Below are 17,356 nucleotides of genomic sequence, written 5' to 3'. Positions count from 1 at the left end.
GATTTGTAGTTTGGCTTGGCGAATCGTCCGGGTCATTGCTTAGGCACATATAGCGCGAAGCTTCCGCTTCGCGCTACATCCCAAGGGCGGCTCAAACTAGCGGTTGCTTTATAGTTTCCGCACCCGCTCCAGTACCAGCTGATTCATTGGGTTTGGCTTCAGGCCCTGCACGTTGTTTTGCGTAAGTCGCACTACCTCATCGTAATACAGCGGAATAACGGGGCTTTCTTCCACTATAATGCGGTCCATCTGGCGGTATAGATCGTAGCGCTTCTCCGTATCCTGCTCCAGTTGGGCGAGTTCATAGAGGCGGTCATAAGCGGCATTTTTAAAGTGCGTTTTATTGGGGCCGGCGGGCGAAAAGTTCTTGCTGTAAAACAGCGCCAGATAGTTTTCCGCATCCGGATAATCGCCCAGCCAGGACTTAGTAAAAAAAGCCGCACGTCCGTTATCCACATTCTCCTGATGAGCCGCCCCCTGACTCACATCGATGGTCACCTGCACGCCCACTTCCGCCCATTTCTTCTGCAGATACTCTGTTATTTCCTTGGTTTCAGCCACCGTACCCAGGCGCAGGCGCAGTGCTTTGCCAACCCCATAGCCAGCGGCCTTCAGTAGCTCGCGGGCCTTTTCGGGCTGATAGGTGTAGCCGGGAACCAGCTTCTCGCTAAACGACGGCAAAGAAGCCGGCACAAACCCTGAGTTGCCGGGCCGGCCCACATTATTGAGGAAATAAGCAATCAATTCAGGCTTATTGAGCGCGTAGCTTAAGGCCTGGCGCACCCGTTTATCGCGCAGCGCAGGATTCGCCGCCTCCCCCGCAGATTAGTAGGATCCTGCTGAATTCCAAGATATTCCGTGTTCAGATATGGCACTTTCTCAAAGCGGAACTTGCCCTCAAAATCTTCGCGGACAGTGCCATCGGGGTGCAAAATCAAGTCGCGCGAGCCGGCCCTGATGCCGCTCACAAAGTCAAGCTTACCCTGCTGAAACGTTAGAAACTCGGTTTTGCGATCCTGGATAAAGGATATTTGGACGGCATCCAGGTACGGCAGCGGCTGACCCTGCGCATCCTTGCGCCAGTAGCGTGGATTGCGGTGGTAAACAATCGCATTGCCTTCGTCCCAATCCTTAAACTGAAACGGCCCCGTACCTACCGGGTGCTCCCGGAAGTCCTTGCCATAGCGCTGCACTGCCTCGCGGGGCACCACGTAGGCGTAAGGCATCGTCAGAATGCTCAGAAAGGGAATAAACGGCTCCTGCAAATATATTCGCACAGTGCTATCGTTCACTGCCACAAAGGCCGTATCCGAAGGCTCGCCCGCGGCGTTTTCCAGCACTTTGCCCCTGAAAATCCAGCCGCCAGTGCTGGCCGTAACAGGATCGAGCAGCCGACGAAAACTGTACACAAAATCCTGAGCCGTTACGCGCCGACCTTTGCCCCCCGGAAATACCTCGCTGTCGTGGAAGTATACATTAGGCCTAAGCGTGAATGTATAGCGGCGGCCATCAGACGAAATATCGTAGTGCCGGGCCAGAGCGGGGCCGGGTTTTAGTTGGTCGTCGAGCTCTACCAAGCCATTATATAACTGCGTCACGGCCCATGTATTAGCCTGATTGCGGGCAAAAGCAGGGTCAAGCGAACTGAGGGCTTCTGGCTGGTTATAACGGAAAACGCGGCGCTCGTCGGTAGGGCTACTTGGGCCACCGCAGCTAGCTAATGCCGTGAGCAACGGAAGGGCAAAACCAGCAAAACGACGCAAAAACGGAAACATGAGAAAGGCGAAACAGTGTATATTTGTGCTAAGTTCGGTGCAAGTGTAACGCTAAATTGGCGTCTGACCGCTCCTTTCCGCTTCGCTTTATTTATGAAATTGACCTATTACGGCCACTCCTGCTTCCTGGCTGAGATTGGCGGCACCAAAGTGCTCTTCGACCCCTTTATTCGTCCTAATGAGTTAGCGAAGAACATTGACGTCGAGAAAATTGAGGCTGATTTTATCTTGCTCAGCCACGGCCACGGCGACCACGTAGCCGATGCAGAAGAGATAGGTAAGCGCACGGGTGCTGAGTTGGTGGGGATGTTTGAAGTGCTCAGCTGGTTTGAAGCGAAAGGCTTGAAAGCCAACTACAAAATGAACCTGGGGGCAAAATAAAGCTGCCCTTCGGTACTGTGAAGCTAGTGCCCGCTGCTCACTCTAGTTCTATGCCTGATGGCTCCTACGGGGGCTTAGCGGCTGGCTTTGTAATTGAAACCACCGAGAAAAACTTTTACTTCGCCGGCGATACCGCCCTCACCTACGACATGAAGCTCATTAATGAGCGGCATGAACTGGATTTTGCTATTCTGCCCATTGGTGATAACTTCACCATGGGCGTTGACGATGCAATCGAAGCGGCCAACTGGGTAGGGGTCCGCCAATTTATCGGCATGCATTACGATACTTTCCCGCCTATTAAAATCGACCACGACGCGGCCCGCGAACAGGCCACGCAAGCCGGAAAAGAATTAGTGTTGATGGCCATCGGGTCGACAATGGAGTTGTAATTCAACTAGTTAAAAGGCTGAACGATTGATTTATAACATCAGCAATCAGCCTTTTACTATTTAGAATATCAGCTATTAAACAAGTAAGAATAAACCCACATGGGAAAAATTATCGCGGTAGCCAATCAGAAGGGTGGAGTGGGAAAGACCACGTCATCCATCAACCTTGCAGCTAGCTTGGCGGCTTTGGAATACCGTACTCTGCTCGTTGACGCCGACCCACAGGCCAACGCTACTTCCGGTGTTGGCTTCGACCCCAAGGATATTCAGAACAGCATCTATGAGTGCATGGTAGATGGCATCAATGCTCAGGATATCATTCTGCAAACCAACATCTTGCCTCACCTCGACCTTATGCCTTCCCACATCGATTTGGTGGGAGCGGAAGTGGAGATGATCAATCTGCCTAACCGGGAAGAGAAGATGAAAGAGGCGCTGCGGCCACTGGCTGATCAGTATGACTTCATCATTATTGACTGCTCGCCGAGCTTAGGTTTAATAACGGTGAACGCCCTTACGGCGGCGCACTCCGTTATTATTCCGGTGCAGTGCGAGTACTTCGCGTTGGAAGGCTTGGGCAAATTGCTGAATACCATCAAAATCATTCAGAGCCGCCTTAACCCGGAGCTGGAAATTGAGGGAATTCTGCTGACGATGTACGATGTGCGCCTGCGCCTCTCTAATCAAGTGGTAGAGGAAGTAAAGCTCCACTTTCAGCAACTCGTCTTCGATACCATCATTCCGCGCAACGTAAAGCTGAGCGAGTCGCCGAGCTTCGGTATTCCGGTCATTCTGCACGATGCGGACAGCAAAGGCTCAATTAGCTACCTGAACTTAGCCCGCGAGATTGTGGAGAAGAACTCGGTAGCTGCCGACCCGGAAGCAGCTGAGGATGAAGCAGCTTAAGGTCTGATTAACCGATGAAAAAACGAAAGCTGGCAGGTGGTGTTCCATCTGCCAGCTTTCGTTTTAGGGCAATGAAAGCAGCGGGAGGTAAAATTTCAGGTCCTTCCCCGGCGTTTGTGTATTTTTGAATCCCGCTTTGGCCCGGTACTGGGCTCAGGCTGTTAGTAGGTATGTCAGAGAAGAACGAAGAAAAAACTCCCGCATCAGTTCCGAAGCGCAAAATTGGCGGCTTAGGTCGCGGGCTAAATGCCCTTATTGAAGGCAGCTACGAGAAAAAAGGTGAACGGCTGGTGCCGCATCCGGTTAATTCGGTGGGCTTCATTTCGGTGAATCATATCGAGGCTAACCCGTACCAGCCGCGTACGCACTTCGACCAGCAGGCATTGCAGGAATTGGCTGAGTCTATTCGGATTCAGGGCATTATTCAGCCCGTAACCGTGCGCCAGTTGGGCACCAATTCTTATCAGCTCATCAGCGGCGAGCGGCGTTTGCAGGCTTCCAAGCTGGCCGGCCTGGACACAATTCCGGCGTATATCCGCAAGGCCGATGACCAGCAAATGCTGGAAATGGCCCTGATTGAGAATATTCAGCGCGAGAATCTTAACGCGATAGAAATTGCCCTGAGCTACCAGCGACTGGTAAGCGAGTGCAGCCTAAAGCAGGAAGAACTCGGCGACCGGGTGGGCAAAAACCGCTCAACGGTAACTAACTACCTGCGGCTGCTGAAATTGCCCCCCGACATCCAGATCGGCTTGCGCGACGCCGAAATTTCGATGGGTCATGCTCGCGCCCTCATCAACATTGAGGATGCCGAGCAGCAGCTGATGCTATATCGTCGCATTGTGGCCGAAGACCTGTCGGTGCGTCGTGTAGAACAGATTGTACGTGGTGGCGGTGCGGCCAGTGCTCCGGCCACTACGCCTGGTCAGAAAGCTCCCGAAAACGCCCCACAGCCAGTTCCCGTAGCCGAGTTGCGCCGCACGGAGCGTCACCTCTCCGACCGCTTCGGCAGCCGGGTGCAGGTGAAGCCAAATCCGCAGGGCAATGGCGAGATCAGAATTGCGTTTGACTCGGTGGAAGACATGCAGCGCATTCTTCATATTCTTCAACCGTCTTAGTAGGTAGCAACGGCAGATGACTGGGCATTGGAAAGCGGCGATTTTGTTATGCTTAGTGGGAGCCCCACTGGCCCAGTCGGCGCAAGCCCAGGTAGTTACTGCAGGTTCCGATTCGACTCAGGTCAGCACCCCAGCGGTAGCTGATACCACGCGGCGCACCGAGAGGCTATTCGGGCTTCACCTGACGCGGCCAGGCAAGGCTGCCATGCTGTCGGCGCTGGTGCCCGGTGCCGGCCAGATCTACAACCGCAAATACTGGAAGCTACCGATTGTGTACGGCGTGTTAGGTACGGCTCTTACGGTGGAATTTCACTTTCAAAGTCGCTTTAAAGAGTTTCGGGAAGCAAAAGCAGCCCGCAATGATAACGACCCTTTGACCATTGATACCGGCCCGCTTTCCAGTACGATCGAGGACAATGCGACCATCGACCGCGGTTTGATTATCTACCGTCGTAACCGCGACAAGTGGATTGCTTTTTCAGCCGTGGCTTACGCAATCGGCGTGGTTGATGCCCTCGTGGATGCCCACTTACGCGACTTCGACGTCAGTGACGATCTAAGTCTGCGCTTGGAGCCCACGATGCTCTACATGCCCACGGCGCAGCCCACAGCCGGCATCAATCTTAGTTTAAATTTGAAGTCTACTACCCGCTCAACAAAATGAAATTGCTGCTGATTGGCTACGGCAAAATGGGCCAGGCCATTGAGGCCCAGGCTATTGCCCGAGGCCACCAGATTGCTGGCATCGTGGACCCCTCGCGGCCCGGCGCGCGCATCTCCGACTTTGACGCTACAACCGTTGACGCCGCCATTGAGTTTACCCATCCAGATGCTGCCTTCGCCAATGTGAGTGCTGCCCTGCGCCAGGGACTTCCAGTTGTTTGTGGCTCCACGGGCTGGCTGCACCATTTTCAGGAAGCCCGCGACCTATGCAAGGAAACGGGTGGGGGGCTTTTTTACGCTTCTAACTACAGTGTGGGCGTGAACCTGTTCTTCCATTTCAACGAATACATCGCCGCCAAAATGCACCACTTCGGGGGCTACGATGTGCAGGTGCGCGAAATTCATCATACGCAGAAAGTAGATCAGCCCAGCGGCACCGCTCTTACCGCCGCCGAATCTATCATTCGTCACTTTCCGACCAAGACCATCTGGCGCAACGAGCCTACTTCTGCTCCGCAAGAACTGGCTGTACTTTCGGAGCGGACAGGCCAAGTAGTTGGTACACACATTGTTACGTACTCATCCCCCGCCGACACCATTGAGCTAAAGCACGAGGCGCACACGCGTGATGGATTCGTGCAGGGAGCGTTGCTAGCCGCCGAATGGCTGCCAGGCCGCAAGGGTGTATTTGGCATGAAGGAGCTACTCGGATTGTAGGAACGCACTATATTATGATGCGTGTTATTTGTCGATTATTCAGTGTCTGACCTATACAAAGCACATTCCTTCATTAATTCGGATATTTAATCATTCAATTGTATCCTTGCTTTGCTTGGGCAGCGTGCTGTCCGTTTTCGTCTTGATTTATGGCCGTAAAATTCTGGGAGAAAACCTCCACTACCGAAGCAGCACCAAAAAAGCCGAAGGGCTTTTTGCGGGAGTGGGGCGACGCCATTCTCTTTGCCGTGGTGGTAGCCTCGCTTATTCGCTGGGCCACTTTTGAGGCATACACCATCCCGACGCCTTCCATGGAAAGCTCCCTGCTGGTCGGCGATTATCTGTTTGTGAGCAAGCTGCACTACGGTCCGCGCACGCCCCAAACACCTCTGCAGGTGCCACTTACCCACCAAACTATCTGGGGCACGAACATTAAGAGCTATTCCGATGCCATTCAGCTTCCCTCCTACCGCTTGCCCGGTTTTTCGGAGGTAACGCGTGGTGATGTTGTCGTTTTTAACATTCCTTTCGAGAGCGAGCACCCTGCCGACCTGCGTACCAATTACATTAAGCGCTGCGTAGCTGTAGCCGGTGATGTACTGGAAATAAAGAAAACGCAGGTGCATATCAACGGTCAGCCGCTTGAGAATCCGCCACAAATGCAATCCAGCTATTACTTACAGGTAGCTGAGCCTGTGCGCGATAAGGTATTCCAGGATTTGGGTGTAACGGACTCCAACACGCCTAACGGTGTGCCCCAGGCGCAAACAACAGCTATTGGACCGGCTTACGTGGTAAATACTACTTCTACAATAGCAGCTTATTTCAAGCTGCAGCCCTTCATTAAAGGTGTGGTGGAAGAAGTAGCGCAGCCGGGCCAAGCTGAATCAGAAGTTTTCCCGAACAACCCTGACTACCCACACAGCACGCCTACGGCTGCTTTTCCTTGGAACCGCGACAACTACGGTCCGCTGCAAATCCCGAAGAAAGGCCAGACCGTGGAGCTTACGCCGCAGAACACGGCTATCTATCAGAAAATCATCATGCGCTACGAGCGCAATGAAGGCGTGACGTACGCGAATGGAGTGTTGTCGCAGAATGGCAAGCCGCTCACCAGCTACACCTTCAAGCAAAACTACTACTTCATGATGGGCGACAACCGCCACAACTCGCTCGACTCGCGTTACTGGGGCTTTGTGCCCGAAGATCACATCGTAGGCAAGGCCGTTCTGATTTGGCTCTCCGTAGATCCTTACGCTGATTTCTTCAGTAAAATCCGTTGGAGCCGTCTATTCGATATTATCCACTAAGTCAATTTCGATTTGGAATCAAAAAAGCCCCCAGAACAATTCTGGGGGCTTTTTTGATTAAGAGAGCAAACATCAAACGCTACTTTACCACTTAATTGGTTCTAAGCCGTGCTGACGCAGATATTCGTTGGTTTTGCTGAAGGGCCGAGAGCCAAAGAAGCCACGGTCGGCGGCGTAGGGCGAAGGGTGCGCAGCTTTCAGAACCAGATGTTTTTTCTCATCAATCAGCTCCACTTTCTTTTGAGCATAAGCGCCCCACAGAATGAATACCAGGTGCTCTTTCTGCTCTGAAACGCGCTGAATAACCGTATCTGTGAACTGCTCCCAGCCCTTTTTTTGGTGGGAGCCCGGCTCAGCAGCCCGAACAGTAAGCGTAGCATTAAGCAAAAGCACACCTTGTTCGGCCCAGCGGTCGAGGTTGCCGTTGGGAGCCGGCGGAGTTTCGGGCAGATCGGCCTGGAGCTCCTTGAAAACGTTTTGCAAAGAAGGCGGCGTGCGCACGCCATCTGCTACCGAAAAGGCCAGCCCATGCGCTTGGCCCCGGCCATGATACGGGTCTTGGCCCAAAATCACGACTTTGGTCTGGTCGAAAGGGCAGGCCTCAAAGGCATGAAAAATTTGCCCCCCAGGCGGATACACGGTAGTTGTGGCGTACTCGCCTTTTACAAAAGCGATAAGATGTTGAAAATAGGGCTTTTCGAACTCGTCTTGTAGTACTTTGCGCCAGCTTTCTTCTATCTTTATGGACATAGGGAAAAGATTTTTACGGGTTCGGCAAGCCTTTCTGCAGGCGGCTTGCGTAGATAAACCAAATTCCAAGAACGGCTGTTAGTTATCCACCGAACCGCACAGGCGCCATGAATACTACCACTACGCAGGGAGTGACCGTTAGTGTTACGACCAACTATCTACCCGATTATTCCAGCCCCGGCCAGGAACATTACGTGTTTGCCTATAAAATTGATATTCGCAACAACAGCGAGTACACCGTAAAGTTGCTCCGTCGCCATTGGTACATTTATGATGCTAACGGCGTCGTACGCGAAGTGGAGGGCGAAGGTGTTGTAGGTCAGCAACCTGTATTAGAACCCAGCGAGGCTCATCAGTACGTGTCAGGGTGTAATCTCAAAACCGGCCTTGGCAAAATGCGCGGCACCTACCAAATGGAGCGCCTCGCCGACGGCCGCGAATTCACGGTTGAGATACCAGAATTTACGCTGGTTGTGCCGTATCGCCTAAATTAGACTTCAGGTCAAATGGCTGAGTGGTTAAATGGTTAATCGTTCAACGACCAGCCATGTAGCTATCCACCCATTTAGCCATTCAACTTCTTGCTTTACCAAGCATTCAGTTACATCCGATTTTTGCTCCGCTCGGGGAATGCGCACGGCTTGCATTCCCCGTTCGTTTTTGCGTTATATAATAATGTGGTGCGCCATACCGGCTTTTTTGCCCGCTACGAGGATGTTGAGCACTGCCGCACCGAATTACTAGCCAGTGAGCAGATTATAACCGTAACCGACTTCGGGGCCGGCTCCCATACGGGCGCCGGTCGGCAGCGCCGCGTGCGCGACATTGCCCGCACCGCCGCCAAGCCGCGGCAGCTCGGGCAGCTTCTGTTTCGGTTGGTGAATCATTTTCAGCCGCGCACGGTGCTGGAGTTGGGCACGTCGCTGGGCCTGACTACTGCATACTTGGCTACGGCAAACAGCAAAAGCCGAATAATTACGTTTGAGGGCTGCCCGGCCACCGCTGCCGTAGCTCGCGAAACATTCAATAGCTTAGGTCTGCGCACTGTGGAGCTTATCGAAGGCAACCTCGATGATACCCTTGCCCCTACCCTAGCCGCACTATCTGCCCCATAGACTTTGCCTTTTTCGACGGAAACCACCGCTACGAGCCTACGGTGCGCTACTTCGAGCAGTGCCTCGCCTGCCGCACCGACCAAAGCGTGTTCGTCCTCGACGACATTCATTGGTCAGCAGAGATGGAGAAGGCCTGGGAAGCCATCAAAGCGCACCCGGAAGTGATGTTGACCGTGGACCTGTTTTTTATGGGCTTGGTATTTTTCAGGAAAAACCAGCCGAAGCAGCATTTCTCACTCCGTTTCGATCATGTGATGGATAAGCTGTTAGACCGGGCTCGCCGCCTTTCGGCCTAAGCTTAACGGCACGCTGAGTCGTTTTGATTACCGAATTGCATCCCGCACTCGTGTGAGCTTCACCATCAATGCCTCCAACTGATCCAGAGGCAGCATGTTAGCGCCATCCGATTTGGCAGTGGCGGGCGTCGGGTGCGTTTCGATAAACAAGCCATCGGCGCCAACAGCAATGGCGGCTTTGGCGATGGTTTCGATGAGGGCCGGCTGACCACCAGTCACGCCGCTGGCTTGGTTAGGCTGTTGCAGTGAGTGCGTCACGTCCATCACCACGGGCACATCGAAGCGTTGCATCACGGGCAGATTGCGAAAGTCAACGACTAAATCGGCGTAGCCAAAAGAGTTGCCGCGGTCGGTGAGCACCACGTGCTCATTGCCCGACTGCCGCACTTTATCCACGGCAAACTGCATGGCCTCGCCCGACAGGAACTGACCTTTTTTAATGTTGACCACCTTGCCGGTTTTGGCCGCAGCCAAGAGCAAATCGGTTTGGCGGCACAGAAAGGCGGGAATCTGAAGGACATCCACGTACTCGGCCGCGAGAGCCGCTTCATCCGACTCGTGAATATCCGTGACGGTCGGCACCCCGATTTCGCGCCCTACTTTTTGCAGGATGCGCAACGCCGTTTCGTCACCGATACCAGTATAAGAATCGAGGCGCGACCGGTTTGCCTTGCGGTAAGAGCCTTTGAAGATGTAAGGAATTTGCAGCTTGTCCGTGATGTGGCGCACACGCTCGGCGATGCGCAAGGCCATGTCTTCACCCTCAATGACACAGGGACCAGCCATCAAAAAGAACTGACCGGAGTTGGTGTTGCGAAAATGGGGGAGCGCGTTGGCGAGAGAATTAAACATGAGCAGGGTTTTGATTACTTTTTCTCCAAACAAATAAACAACTCCCTATCCTGCCGGGGCCGGATGGAGTTGTACGCAGTATCGAAGTGAATGAACTTGAAATACGGCTCAAAGTACGCTCGGTACTCCGAGCGGGTGCCACCGAAAGGTGGTTCGGATGAGGGGCCAAAATCTGCCTCGAATAGCAAGCCCACTAATTTGCCCCCCGGCCGCAATAAATGCGCGCACTGCCGAGCATAATCCGGACGAAGCGTGCGGGGCAATGCACAAAAGAACGTCTGCTCTACAATTAAATCATAAGGGGGCTCAGCCGACAGCGCAAAAAAATCTTGCTGCAATAAATGCCCCCAGGGAAGCTGGGCACACGCTGCTGCAGCGCTTCCAGTGCCTCCGGCGCCAGGTCGGCTACGAACACCTCGCTGAAGCCTTGGCGGTGCAGGTATTCGGCTTCATACGCCCTCCCCGCGCCTGGAATAAGGATACGCCGATTATCGGGTGGCCCTAACTGCTTAAAATAATCCTGTAATGGGGGCGTTATGGCTCCCACATCCCAGCCGGTTTGGCCGGTAGCATACCGGGTACGCCAATAGGTCTCATCAAGCAGTAAATCCATATTCGTGCAAATGGAGTATTTAGTGCCGAAACTTGCCCACGTGGGTAAGTCCTTTATTTTTGTGCGTAAAGGTAGCGTACCGTCCTAACTAGCCGCGTACTTCCACATTAATTAACCAATCCCCTTCCTCAATGGAACAAAACGAAAACACGGAGCCTAAAAACAAGAGCCGTCTTTTGCTGATAGTGGCTCTATTTCTGGTTCTGGCCGGTATCAATGCCCTGCTTTTCTACATGAACAATCAGAAAGGCAAGCAAAATGAACAGCTGACAGCCGAGGTAAAGGCAAAGGATGTCCGGCTTGAAGAACAAATCAAACAATACGAGACCCTCAAAGCCGATTTTGAGCGTCAAAGCCAGGAAGTACAGGCCATGGGCCTTGCCAATGACTCGCTGGAAGCCCGCATTGCTACCATCAACTCTGACTTGCTGAAGCTTCGCTCCTTCCGCAAAGGCAGCTTCTCGCTGGCCGAGCAAGCCCGCTTCCGCAACCGCGCCACCAACCTGGAGCAGCAACTTCGCAAAAAGGACGAGGAAATTGCTCAGCTGAAAGCCGACAACGAAGTATTGTACACGGAAACTACCACGCTGAAAGAGCGTCAGAACAAGCTCACCGACACCATTTCGACTATCGCTCGCACCAACCAGGAGCTTTCGGAGAAAGTAGCGGTGGCCTCCCGCCTTCAGGCCGACAATATTCGCGTGAACGTGATTAACGCTCGGAACAAAGAGAAGGACGACGACGATAACGAGTTCAAAGCCAAGCGTGTAGAGAAAATCAAGGTGACCTTCAACCTTGCCCGCAACGACGTATCGCCTAAGGAAACCAAGCAGATTATGATGCGCCTCGTGGAGCCCGACGGCTCGGCGCTGTATAACCTAAGCACCGGCGGTGGCACTTTCATGATTGATGGCTCCGAGGCCTTCTACACGGCCAAGCAGGACATCGTGTATGATAATACCCGTCAGCCCGTGCAGTTTGTGTACGCGAAAGGCGCAGCCTACAAAACGGGTCTTCACACCGTTGAGCTGTATGAAGGAGGCGTGATGATCGGCAAATCGACCTTCACCCTGAAGTAAGCCGCAGATCATTTCACCTACAAAAAAGCCCCCAGAAAGTATCTGGGGGGCTTTTTTAGTGAATATTGAACCAAGACAGCTTTTACGCTTGCACGATCTGTGCTTCAAACTCCTCGATCTGCTTGATTGTAGAAGGTATTTTCTCTGTAAAAACACTAATGACAGAGCCTGGCCGGGCAGTATGCAGTACGTGATGGATGGCTTCTGTCTCGTCTTCGATGTACGTAATCGGCAGATCAGGCTTGTCCATACGAAGGCCACGCGTCATCAGAGCATATATCTCCTCCCCTGACTTACCCCGCAGGTCTTTATCTTGGCGAAGGATCACTTCATCGAATATTTTTCCTGCTACGCGTGCAAAGCTTATAGTATCCTCATCACGACGGTCGCCCAACCCTGATACGATACCCACCTTGTGCGTGGCTGGTGTATTATTCAAAAACTCAGCGTACTTGGTAATTCCGGCCGTATTATGCGCATAGTCCACAATCACCTCAAATTCCGGAAACTTGAACACATTCATACGACCTGGAGTCTTGGCAGCTGAGGGTACGAAGGTTCGTAATGCAGTCTTGATAGAATCTTTCGTAAATCCGGCTACATAGCCAGCCAGCGCTACTGCTAAGCTATTTTCGATGTTGAAAGTAGCGCGTCCGCCTAGGGTAATAGGAAATTCAACGGCCCGATCTATGCGCAGCTTGTAGCTATTTTGATAGATAGTCACGTAGCCTTCCTCGTACACGGCTGCCACACCACCATTTTCAACGTGATCGAGAATGCGAGGATTTTTTTCGTTCATGCTGAAAAATGCTACGCGGCAGTGCAGTCGTTCGGCCATAGCGTATACCAAGTCATCATCGGCATTGAGAATAGCCCAGCCGTTTTTGCATACTGTGCGAGGCAATACCCCTTTTACAGCGGCCATTTCCTCTACCGTATTAATATCGCGCATGCCAAGATGGTCGGCCGCTACGTTGGTTACAATAGCGATATCGCAGACGTCAAATCCCAGACCGGAGCGGAGCATGCCGCCTCGCGCTACTTCCAGCACAGCATAGTTCACCGTGGGGTCACGCAGTACAAACTCTGTGCTTTGCCCCCCGTACAGTCGCCTTGCTCTAGCTGGTTACCCTGAATATAGATACCATCGGTAGTCGTAAAGCCTACTTTGTAGCCTTGTGCAGCTACCATGTGGGCTAACATGCGGGTAGTGGTAGTTTTGCCATTAGTACCCGTGACGGCCATAATAGGAATACGCGAAGGAGTACCACGCGGAAATAGCATATCTACCACAGGTGCAGCTACGTTCCGAGGCAGGCCCTCAGCCGGCGAAATATGCATCCGGAATCCTGGTGCCGCGTTTACCTCAATCACAGCCCCGCGAGATTCGTTAAGCGGAATGGCAATATCTGAGGTAAGCAGATCGATGCCGCATATATCAAGGCCAATTATACCGGCTGCTCGCTCCGCTAATAGCACATTGTAAGGATGCACCAAATCGGTGACATCAGTAGCTGTACCACCCGTACTGATGTTAGCAGTACTCTTCAAAAACAACTCTTCTCCCTCCGGCAGTACTGATTTTAACGTCAGGTCGCGGGCTTCGAGAATGGCCATCGTATGCTTATCAGCCGTTATCTTGGTAAGAACCTTCTCGTGGCCCTCGCCGCGGCGTGGATCCTGGTTAACCTGGTCAATAAGCTCCTGAATTGTGCTTTTCCCATCGCCTAGGACGGAAGCAGGCTTGCGTTTTGCTGCTGCCACAAGCTGGCCATTAACAACCAGTAGTCGATGGTCAAAACCCTCTATAAACTGCTCTACGATGACGGCACGCGAATATACCTGGGCTTCCTTAAAGCCCGTTTGAGCTGTCTTCCAATCTGTAATGTTAATACTGGCGCCTTTACCATGATTTCCATCCAAGGGCTTCGTCACAATAGGAAACCCTAACTCTTCAATGGCAGTGCGCAATTCCTCGATAGAGTAGACCGTGGTACCGCGAGGTACCGGAATACCTGCATCAGCAAGCATTGCCTTTGTGCGGTTTTTATTACCTGCAATGTCTACTGCAAAAAACGCTGTATTAGTAGAAGTGGTAGCCTGAATTCGCTTTTGATTTACACCGTAGCCCAATTGAATAACAGACGTATTCTTGAGGCGGATATACGGAATATTACGCGAAACGGCTTCCGCCACTATACTATAGGTGCTGGGCCCAAAGAACTCCTCCTCCCGAATATTGTGCAGTTCTGTGATGATGGGCTTAATATCTACCTTTTGTTTTTGGCATAAGGCATCTACAATCTCCACCGCGGCCCGGGCGGCTACACGACCAGCTCGCTCTTCTTGATAAGAAAACACGACGAACTCCACTCCTTCCTCATGCGCTGAAGGGTAAGATTTGCCCCAATACACCGGCATCCCCGCCAAACGCTGTAACTCTAATGCTACGTGCTGAATCACATGGCACATTGGCTCACCGTCGGTAAGCTGCTCCAGTGTTAGAGGCGGGTACTTAAGTTTTTGTTTTGATGAATCGGGAGTGGGGCACGGCTGCCCTACTCCGGGTAGCAGCTTTGTGAGACGACTTGCTAACCCTGGAATAGCATTGGACCATTTGCCCGCCAGGTCCTCCAAGTCTACTTTCATCACAATGAGCTTTAGGTGCTTGACAGACCAGTAGCTCGGGCCGCGCATAGTGCGGAGGTCAATAATTTTCATAAGAAGTTGGGGCGGAAAAAAGTAAGCTAGCGGTTGTACGCACAAATGAAATGTAGGGATAATGCGATTGTAAACCCAAGGATCAGCCAGTGTAAAGTTGCCCAGACGAGCTTATAGTCAATATATTGACTTGAAATGACCTACACTTTGAACTTGATTGTATGTATTGTTGAAAAAAGATTGCTACAAGAGTCTTCATTGACCCTTACAGCAGGGTTTAAAAGCAAAAAACCCCGGTTGGGGCTAATCAACCGGGGTACTAAGCAAAAGAAAACAGGAACAGGAAAGAGGTGACGGGCGGATTCGAACCGCCGTAGGAGGTTTTGCAGACCTCTACCTAGCCACTCGGTCACGTCACCGGGTTAGGAGGGTGCAAACTTACGCCATTATCTGACCTTCGCCAAACCTGGGGGGCTTTTTTCAACCATTAGCGTCCTAAGCTATTGGCTACGTGCGAAGTAGTTTGAAATCACTCGTGCTTAAAGCTCACAAAAAAGGCCCTGACAACTGTCAGGGCCTTTTTATTACTCAAAAACTAAGAAAACTATGCTTTCTCTCCGTCCTTCTTGTCAGCATCTTCGTTGCCGGGCAGCAGATCTTTGGCTTTTTCAACCACATCGCCAGCTACTTCTTTCGCTTTCGCGAAAGCAGCTGAATCAGCTACGGTGTCTACTACGTCGCCAGCTACTTCCGATACCTTATCGAAGGCAGCGGAGGCAGCACCAGTTACGGCAGCCAGGATTCCACCTTCAGCGGCCGGAGTCTCTTCAGTAGTGTCAGCTTCAGCGGCAGGTGCTTCTTCGGCTTTAGCAGCCTTAGGAGCCTTCGCTTCCAGCTTCTGCACACCAGCGTCACGCTCGTTGCCCATCATCTTGTCGCGCAGAGCCGACAGAGCATCCAGGTCACCGAGGGTCGACTTGTCAGCCGTTGCCGGCTTCTTAAGGTCGCTCAGCTTGCCTTCGCCTTGGGCTGCAGCAGCACCAGCGGCTGGCTTCTTCTTAGCAAACTTCGAAGCACGAGTGTCTTCTTCCTGCTGCGCCTGATTGAACACGGCAGTGTGCGACAACACGATACGACGATCATCCTTCGAGAATTCAACCACACGGAAGTCTAGCGCTTCGCCGTTTTCGGCGTTCGAACCATCTTCCTTCACCAATGACTTGGGGTAAGCGAAACCTTCGATGCCGTAAGGCAACTCGAGTACCGCACCACGGTCGTTTTTCTCCGTAATAGTGGCTTTGTGCACCGAGCCAGGAGTAAATACAGTCTGGAACGTATCCCAAGGGTTTTCCTCCAATTGCTTGTGGCCAAGGGCCAAACGACGGTTAGCTACGTCAAGCTCCAACACCAACACGTCCAGACGGTCGCCCACCTTCACCACTTCGGATGGGTGCTTGATCTTCTTGGTCCACGACAGGTCAGACACGTGTACTAGGCCGTCTACACCTTCTTCCAACTCTACGAACAGGCCGAAGTTGGTCAGGTTGCGCACTAGGCCGTTGTGCTTGGTACCTACGGCGTACTTGCCGCCGAAGTCGCCACGAGTCCACGGGTCTTCGCTCAATTGCTTGATACCCAAGCTCATCTTGCGGTCTTCGCGGTCCAGCGTCAGAATTTGCGCTTCAACTACGTCGCCCTGCTTGATGAAATCCTGCGGATTGCGCAGGTGCTGGCTCCAGCTCATTTCCGAAACGTGGATTAGGCCTTCTACGCCAGGCACGATTTCCATGAATGCGCCATAGTCGGCTACGTTCACGATACGGCCTTTTACTTTCGAGCCTACGCCCATATCGGCGGGCAGTGAATCCCATGGGTGAGGAGTCAGCTGCTTCAGGCCCAACGAGATACGCTTCTTGGCTTCGTCGAAGTCAAGAACAACCACGTTAAGTTTCTGGTCAAGCTGCAATACTTCGCTCGGATGAGCGATGCGGCCCCACGAGATATCGGTGATGTGCAACAGACCGTCGACACCGCCGAGGTCGATGAACACACCGAAGTTTGTCATGTTCTTGATAACACCTTCCAGAATCTGACCTTTTTCAAGGTTGTTCAGGATGGCTTCGCGCTGCTTCTCCAGGTCCTTCTCAATCAGGACTTTGTGCGAAACAACTACGTTGTCGAAAGCGGCGTTGATTTTTACCACTTTCACTTCCATGCGGCGACCAACATAAATGTCGAAGTCGCGAATGGGCTTCACGTCAATCTGCGAGCCGGGCAGGAAAGCTTCTACGCCGTCCAGCTCCATGATCAGACCACCTTTGGTCCGACGCTTTACTACGCCTTCCAGGATGTTATCGAACTCCAGAGCGTCGTAAATCGACTTCCAAGCCTGCTTGATCTTCGCCTTCTTGCGCGAAAGGATCAGCTGGCCGTTCAAATCTTCCTGGTCTTCGATGAATACCTCTACCTGGTCACCGATTTTCAGGTCAACCAGGTCGCGGAATTCGGACAGGGGCACGAGGCCGTCGGATTTGAAGCCAATGTTCAGGATCACGTCGCGGTCGGTGATGCCGACTACGGTGCCTTTCACTACTTCTTCCTCCTGGACGGTGGTCAGCGTGTCGCCGTACATTTTCTCCATCTCGGCGCGCTGCTCGGGGCTATAATTGCCACCAAAGCCGGTCGCTCCGACGTTGTCCCAGTCGAAGTTATCTGCTACTTCTGCCAT

General features: G+C 52.6%; 20 protein-coding genes and 1 tRNA gene. 11 read left to right on the top strand and 10 right to left on the bottom strand.

Going from position 1 to position 17,356, the window contains the following annotated elements; all coding sequences use genetic code 11:
* Window positions 1-108: 108 nt before the first annotated feature.
* Window positions 109-783 carry an ABC transporter substrate-binding protein gene (locus H9L05_RS25065; RefSeq protein WP_262892522.1) on the bottom strand — a complete coding sequence of 225 codons (675 nt, stop codon included), beginning with the start codon at window positions 781-783 and terminating at the stop codon, window positions 109-111.
* Window positions 768-1,775 (bottom strand): ABC transporter substrate-binding protein, encoded by a 1,008-nt coding sequence (locus tag H9L05_RS25060; protein ID WP_262892521.1) that lies wholly within the window; start codon window positions 1,773-1,775, stop codon window positions 768-770. Before H9L05_RS25060 ends, H9L05_RS25065 begins: the two co-directional genes overlap by 16 nt.
* 93 nt (window positions 1,776-1,868) lie before the next feature.
* On the opposite strand from H9L05_RS25060, the gene H9L05_RS26160 reads away from it, so the two are divergent.
* The 7 genes from H9L05_RS26160 to lepB all read left to right on the top strand — a co-directional run bounded on the left by H9L05_RS26160 (window position 1,869) and on the right by lepB (window position 7,262).
* On the top strand, window positions 1,869-2,156 hold the full coding sequence (locus tag H9L05_RS26160; RefSeq protein ID WP_317174949.1) for an MBL fold metallo-hydrolase: 288 nt from the start codon (window positions 1,869-1,871) through the stop codon (window positions 2,154-2,156).
* 17 nt (window positions 2,157-2,173) lie between these two features.
* Window positions 2,174-2,548: an MBL fold metallo-hydrolase gene (locus H9L05_RS26155; protein ID WP_317174948.1), complete on the top strand. Its 375-nt coding sequence runs from the start codon at window positions 2,174-2,176 to the stop codon at window positions 2,546-2,548.
* Between the two features lie 99 nt (window positions 2,549-2,647).
* Window positions 2,648-3,454 (top strand): ParA family protein, encoded by an 807-nt coding sequence (locus H9L05_RS12475; RefSeq protein ID WP_133272017.1) that lies wholly within the window; start codon window positions 2,648-2,650, stop codon window positions 3,452-3,454.
* Between the two features lie 170 nt (window positions 3,455-3,624).
* Window positions 3,625-4,572, top strand: coding sequence for a ParB/RepB/Spo0J family partition protein (locus H9L05_RS12470; RefSeq protein ID WP_187731262.1), 948 nt, complete (start codon window positions 3,625-3,627; stop codon window positions 4,570-4,572).
* A 55-nt stretch (window positions 4,573-4,627) separates the two neighbouring features.
* Window positions 4,628-5,236, top strand: a complete 609-nt coding sequence (locus tag H9L05_RS12465; protein ID WP_187731261.1) for a DUF5683 domain-containing protein — start codon at window positions 4,628-4,630, stop codon at window positions 5,234-5,236.
* Window positions 5,233-5,952, top strand: a complete 720-nt coding sequence (gene dapB, locus H9L05_RS12460) for a 4-hydroxy-tetrahydrodipicolinate reductase (protein WP_187731260.1) — start codon at window positions 5,233-5,235, stop codon at window positions 5,950-5,952. Before H9L05_RS12465 ends, dapB begins: the two co-directional genes overlap by 4 nt.
* A gap of 149 nt (window positions 5,953-6,101) precedes the next feature.
* On the top strand, window positions 6,102-7,262 hold the full coding sequence (gene lepB / locus H9L05_RS12455; RefSeq protein WP_187731259.1) for a signal peptidase I: 1,161 nt from the start codon (window positions 6,102-6,104) through the stop codon (window positions 7,260-7,262).
* Between the two features lie 84 nt (window positions 7,263-7,346).
* Here lepB and H9L05_RS12450 read toward each other — a convergent pair whose 3' ends face one another.
* Window positions 7,347-8,012 (bottom strand): uracil-DNA glycosylase, encoded by a 666-nt coding sequence (locus H9L05_RS12450; RefSeq protein ID WP_187731258.1) that lies wholly within the window; start codon window positions 8,010-8,012, stop codon window positions 7,347-7,349.
* Window positions 8,013-8,119: 107 nt separating this feature from the next.
* On the opposite strand from H9L05_RS12450, the gene apaG reads away from it, so the two are divergent.
* The 3 genes from apaG to H9L05_RS26145 all read left to right on the top strand — a co-directional run bounded on the left by apaG (window position 8,120) and on the right by H9L05_RS26145 (window position 9,423).
* Window positions 8,120-8,506, top strand: a complete 387-nt coding sequence (apaG, locus tag H9L05_RS12445) for a Co2+/Mg2+ efflux protein ApaG (RefSeq protein ID WP_133272011.1) — start codon at window positions 8,120-8,122, stop codon at window positions 8,504-8,506.
* 183 nt (window positions 8,507-8,689) lie between these two features.
* On the top strand, window positions 8,690-9,127 hold the full coding sequence (locus H9L05_RS26150) for an O-methyltransferase (RefSeq protein ID WP_317174947.1): 438 nt from the start codon (window positions 8,690-8,692) through the stop codon (window positions 9,125-9,127).
* 41 nt (window positions 9,128-9,168) lie between these two features.
* Complete coding sequence (locus H9L05_RS26145; protein WP_317174946.1) at window positions 9,169-9,423, top strand: hypothetical protein; 255 nt, start codon at window positions 9,169-9,171, stop codon at window positions 9,421-9,423.
* Between the two features lie 27 nt (window positions 9,424-9,450).
* On the opposite strand, the gene kdsA is transcribed toward H9L05_RS26145, so the two are convergent.
* The 3 genes from kdsA to H9L05_RS26135 are packed head-to-tail and all read right to left on the bottom strand — an operon-like array spanning window position 9,451 to window position 10,888.
* The gene (gene kdsA, locus H9L05_RS12435) at window positions 9,451-10,275 is read right to left on the bottom strand and encodes a 3-deoxy-8-phosphooctulonate synthase (protein WP_187731257.1); all 825 of its coding nucleotides are present in this window, start codon (window positions 10,273-10,275) and stop codon (window positions 9,451-9,453) included.
* A 14-nt stretch (window positions 10,276-10,289) separates the two neighbouring features.
* Window positions 10,290-10,613, bottom strand: coding sequence for a class I SAM-dependent methyltransferase (locus tag H9L05_RS26140; RefSeq protein WP_317174945.1), 324 nt, complete (start codon window positions 10,611-10,613; stop codon window positions 10,290-10,292).
* On the bottom strand, window positions 10,565-10,888 hold the full coding sequence (locus H9L05_RS26135; protein WP_317174944.1) for a class I SAM-dependent methyltransferase: 324 nt from the start codon (window positions 10,886-10,888) through the stop codon (window positions 10,565-10,567). The genes H9L05_RS26140 and H9L05_RS26135 overlap by 49 nt, the downstream gene beginning before the upstream one ends.
* Window positions 10,889-11,019: 131 nt before the next feature.
* Between H9L05_RS26135 and H9L05_RS12425 the strand changes: the two genes are divergently transcribed.
* Complete coding sequence (locus H9L05_RS12425) at window positions 11,020-11,967, top strand: hypothetical protein (protein WP_187731256.1); 948 nt, start codon at window positions 11,020-11,022, stop codon at window positions 11,965-11,967.
* Window positions 11,968-12,049: 82 nt separating this feature from the next.
* Here H9L05_RS12425 and H9L05_RS25055 read toward each other — a convergent pair whose 3' ends face one another.
* From H9L05_RS25055 to rpsA, 4 genes are all read right to left on the bottom strand, one after another.
* The gene (locus tag H9L05_RS25055; protein ID WP_262892520.1) at window positions 12,050-13,030 is read right to left on the bottom strand and encodes a glutamate ligase domain-containing protein; all 981 of its coding nucleotides are present in this window, start codon (window positions 13,028-13,030) and stop codon (window positions 12,050-12,052) included.
* Window positions 13,027-14,688: a cyanophycin synthetase family protein gene (locus H9L05_RS12420; RefSeq protein ID WP_262892519.1), complete on the bottom strand. Its 1,662-nt coding sequence runs from the start codon at window positions 14,686-14,688 to the stop codon at window positions 13,027-13,029. The genes H9L05_RS25055 and H9L05_RS12420 overlap by 4 nt, the downstream gene beginning before the upstream one ends.
* A gap of 288 nt (window positions 14,689-14,976) precedes the next feature.
* Window positions 14,977-15,047, bottom strand: a tRNA-Cys gene (locus H9L05_RS12415).
* 185 nt (window positions 15,048-15,232) lie between these two features.
* A complete protein-coding gene (gene rpsA / locus H9L05_RS12410; protein WP_223284396.1) occupies window positions 15,233-17,356 on the bottom strand; it encodes a 30S ribosomal protein S1 in 2,124 nt (707 codons plus the stop codon).

The organism is Hymenobacter qilianensis (assembly GCF_014489555.1).
Classification (GTDB): Bacteria; Bacteroidota; Bacteroidia; order Cytophagales; family Hymenobacteraceae; genus Hymenobacter; species Hymenobacter qilianensis.
The sequence above is the reverse complement of the archived record's forward strand: the minus strand, read 5'-3'. Positions and strand labels throughout refer to the sequence as shown.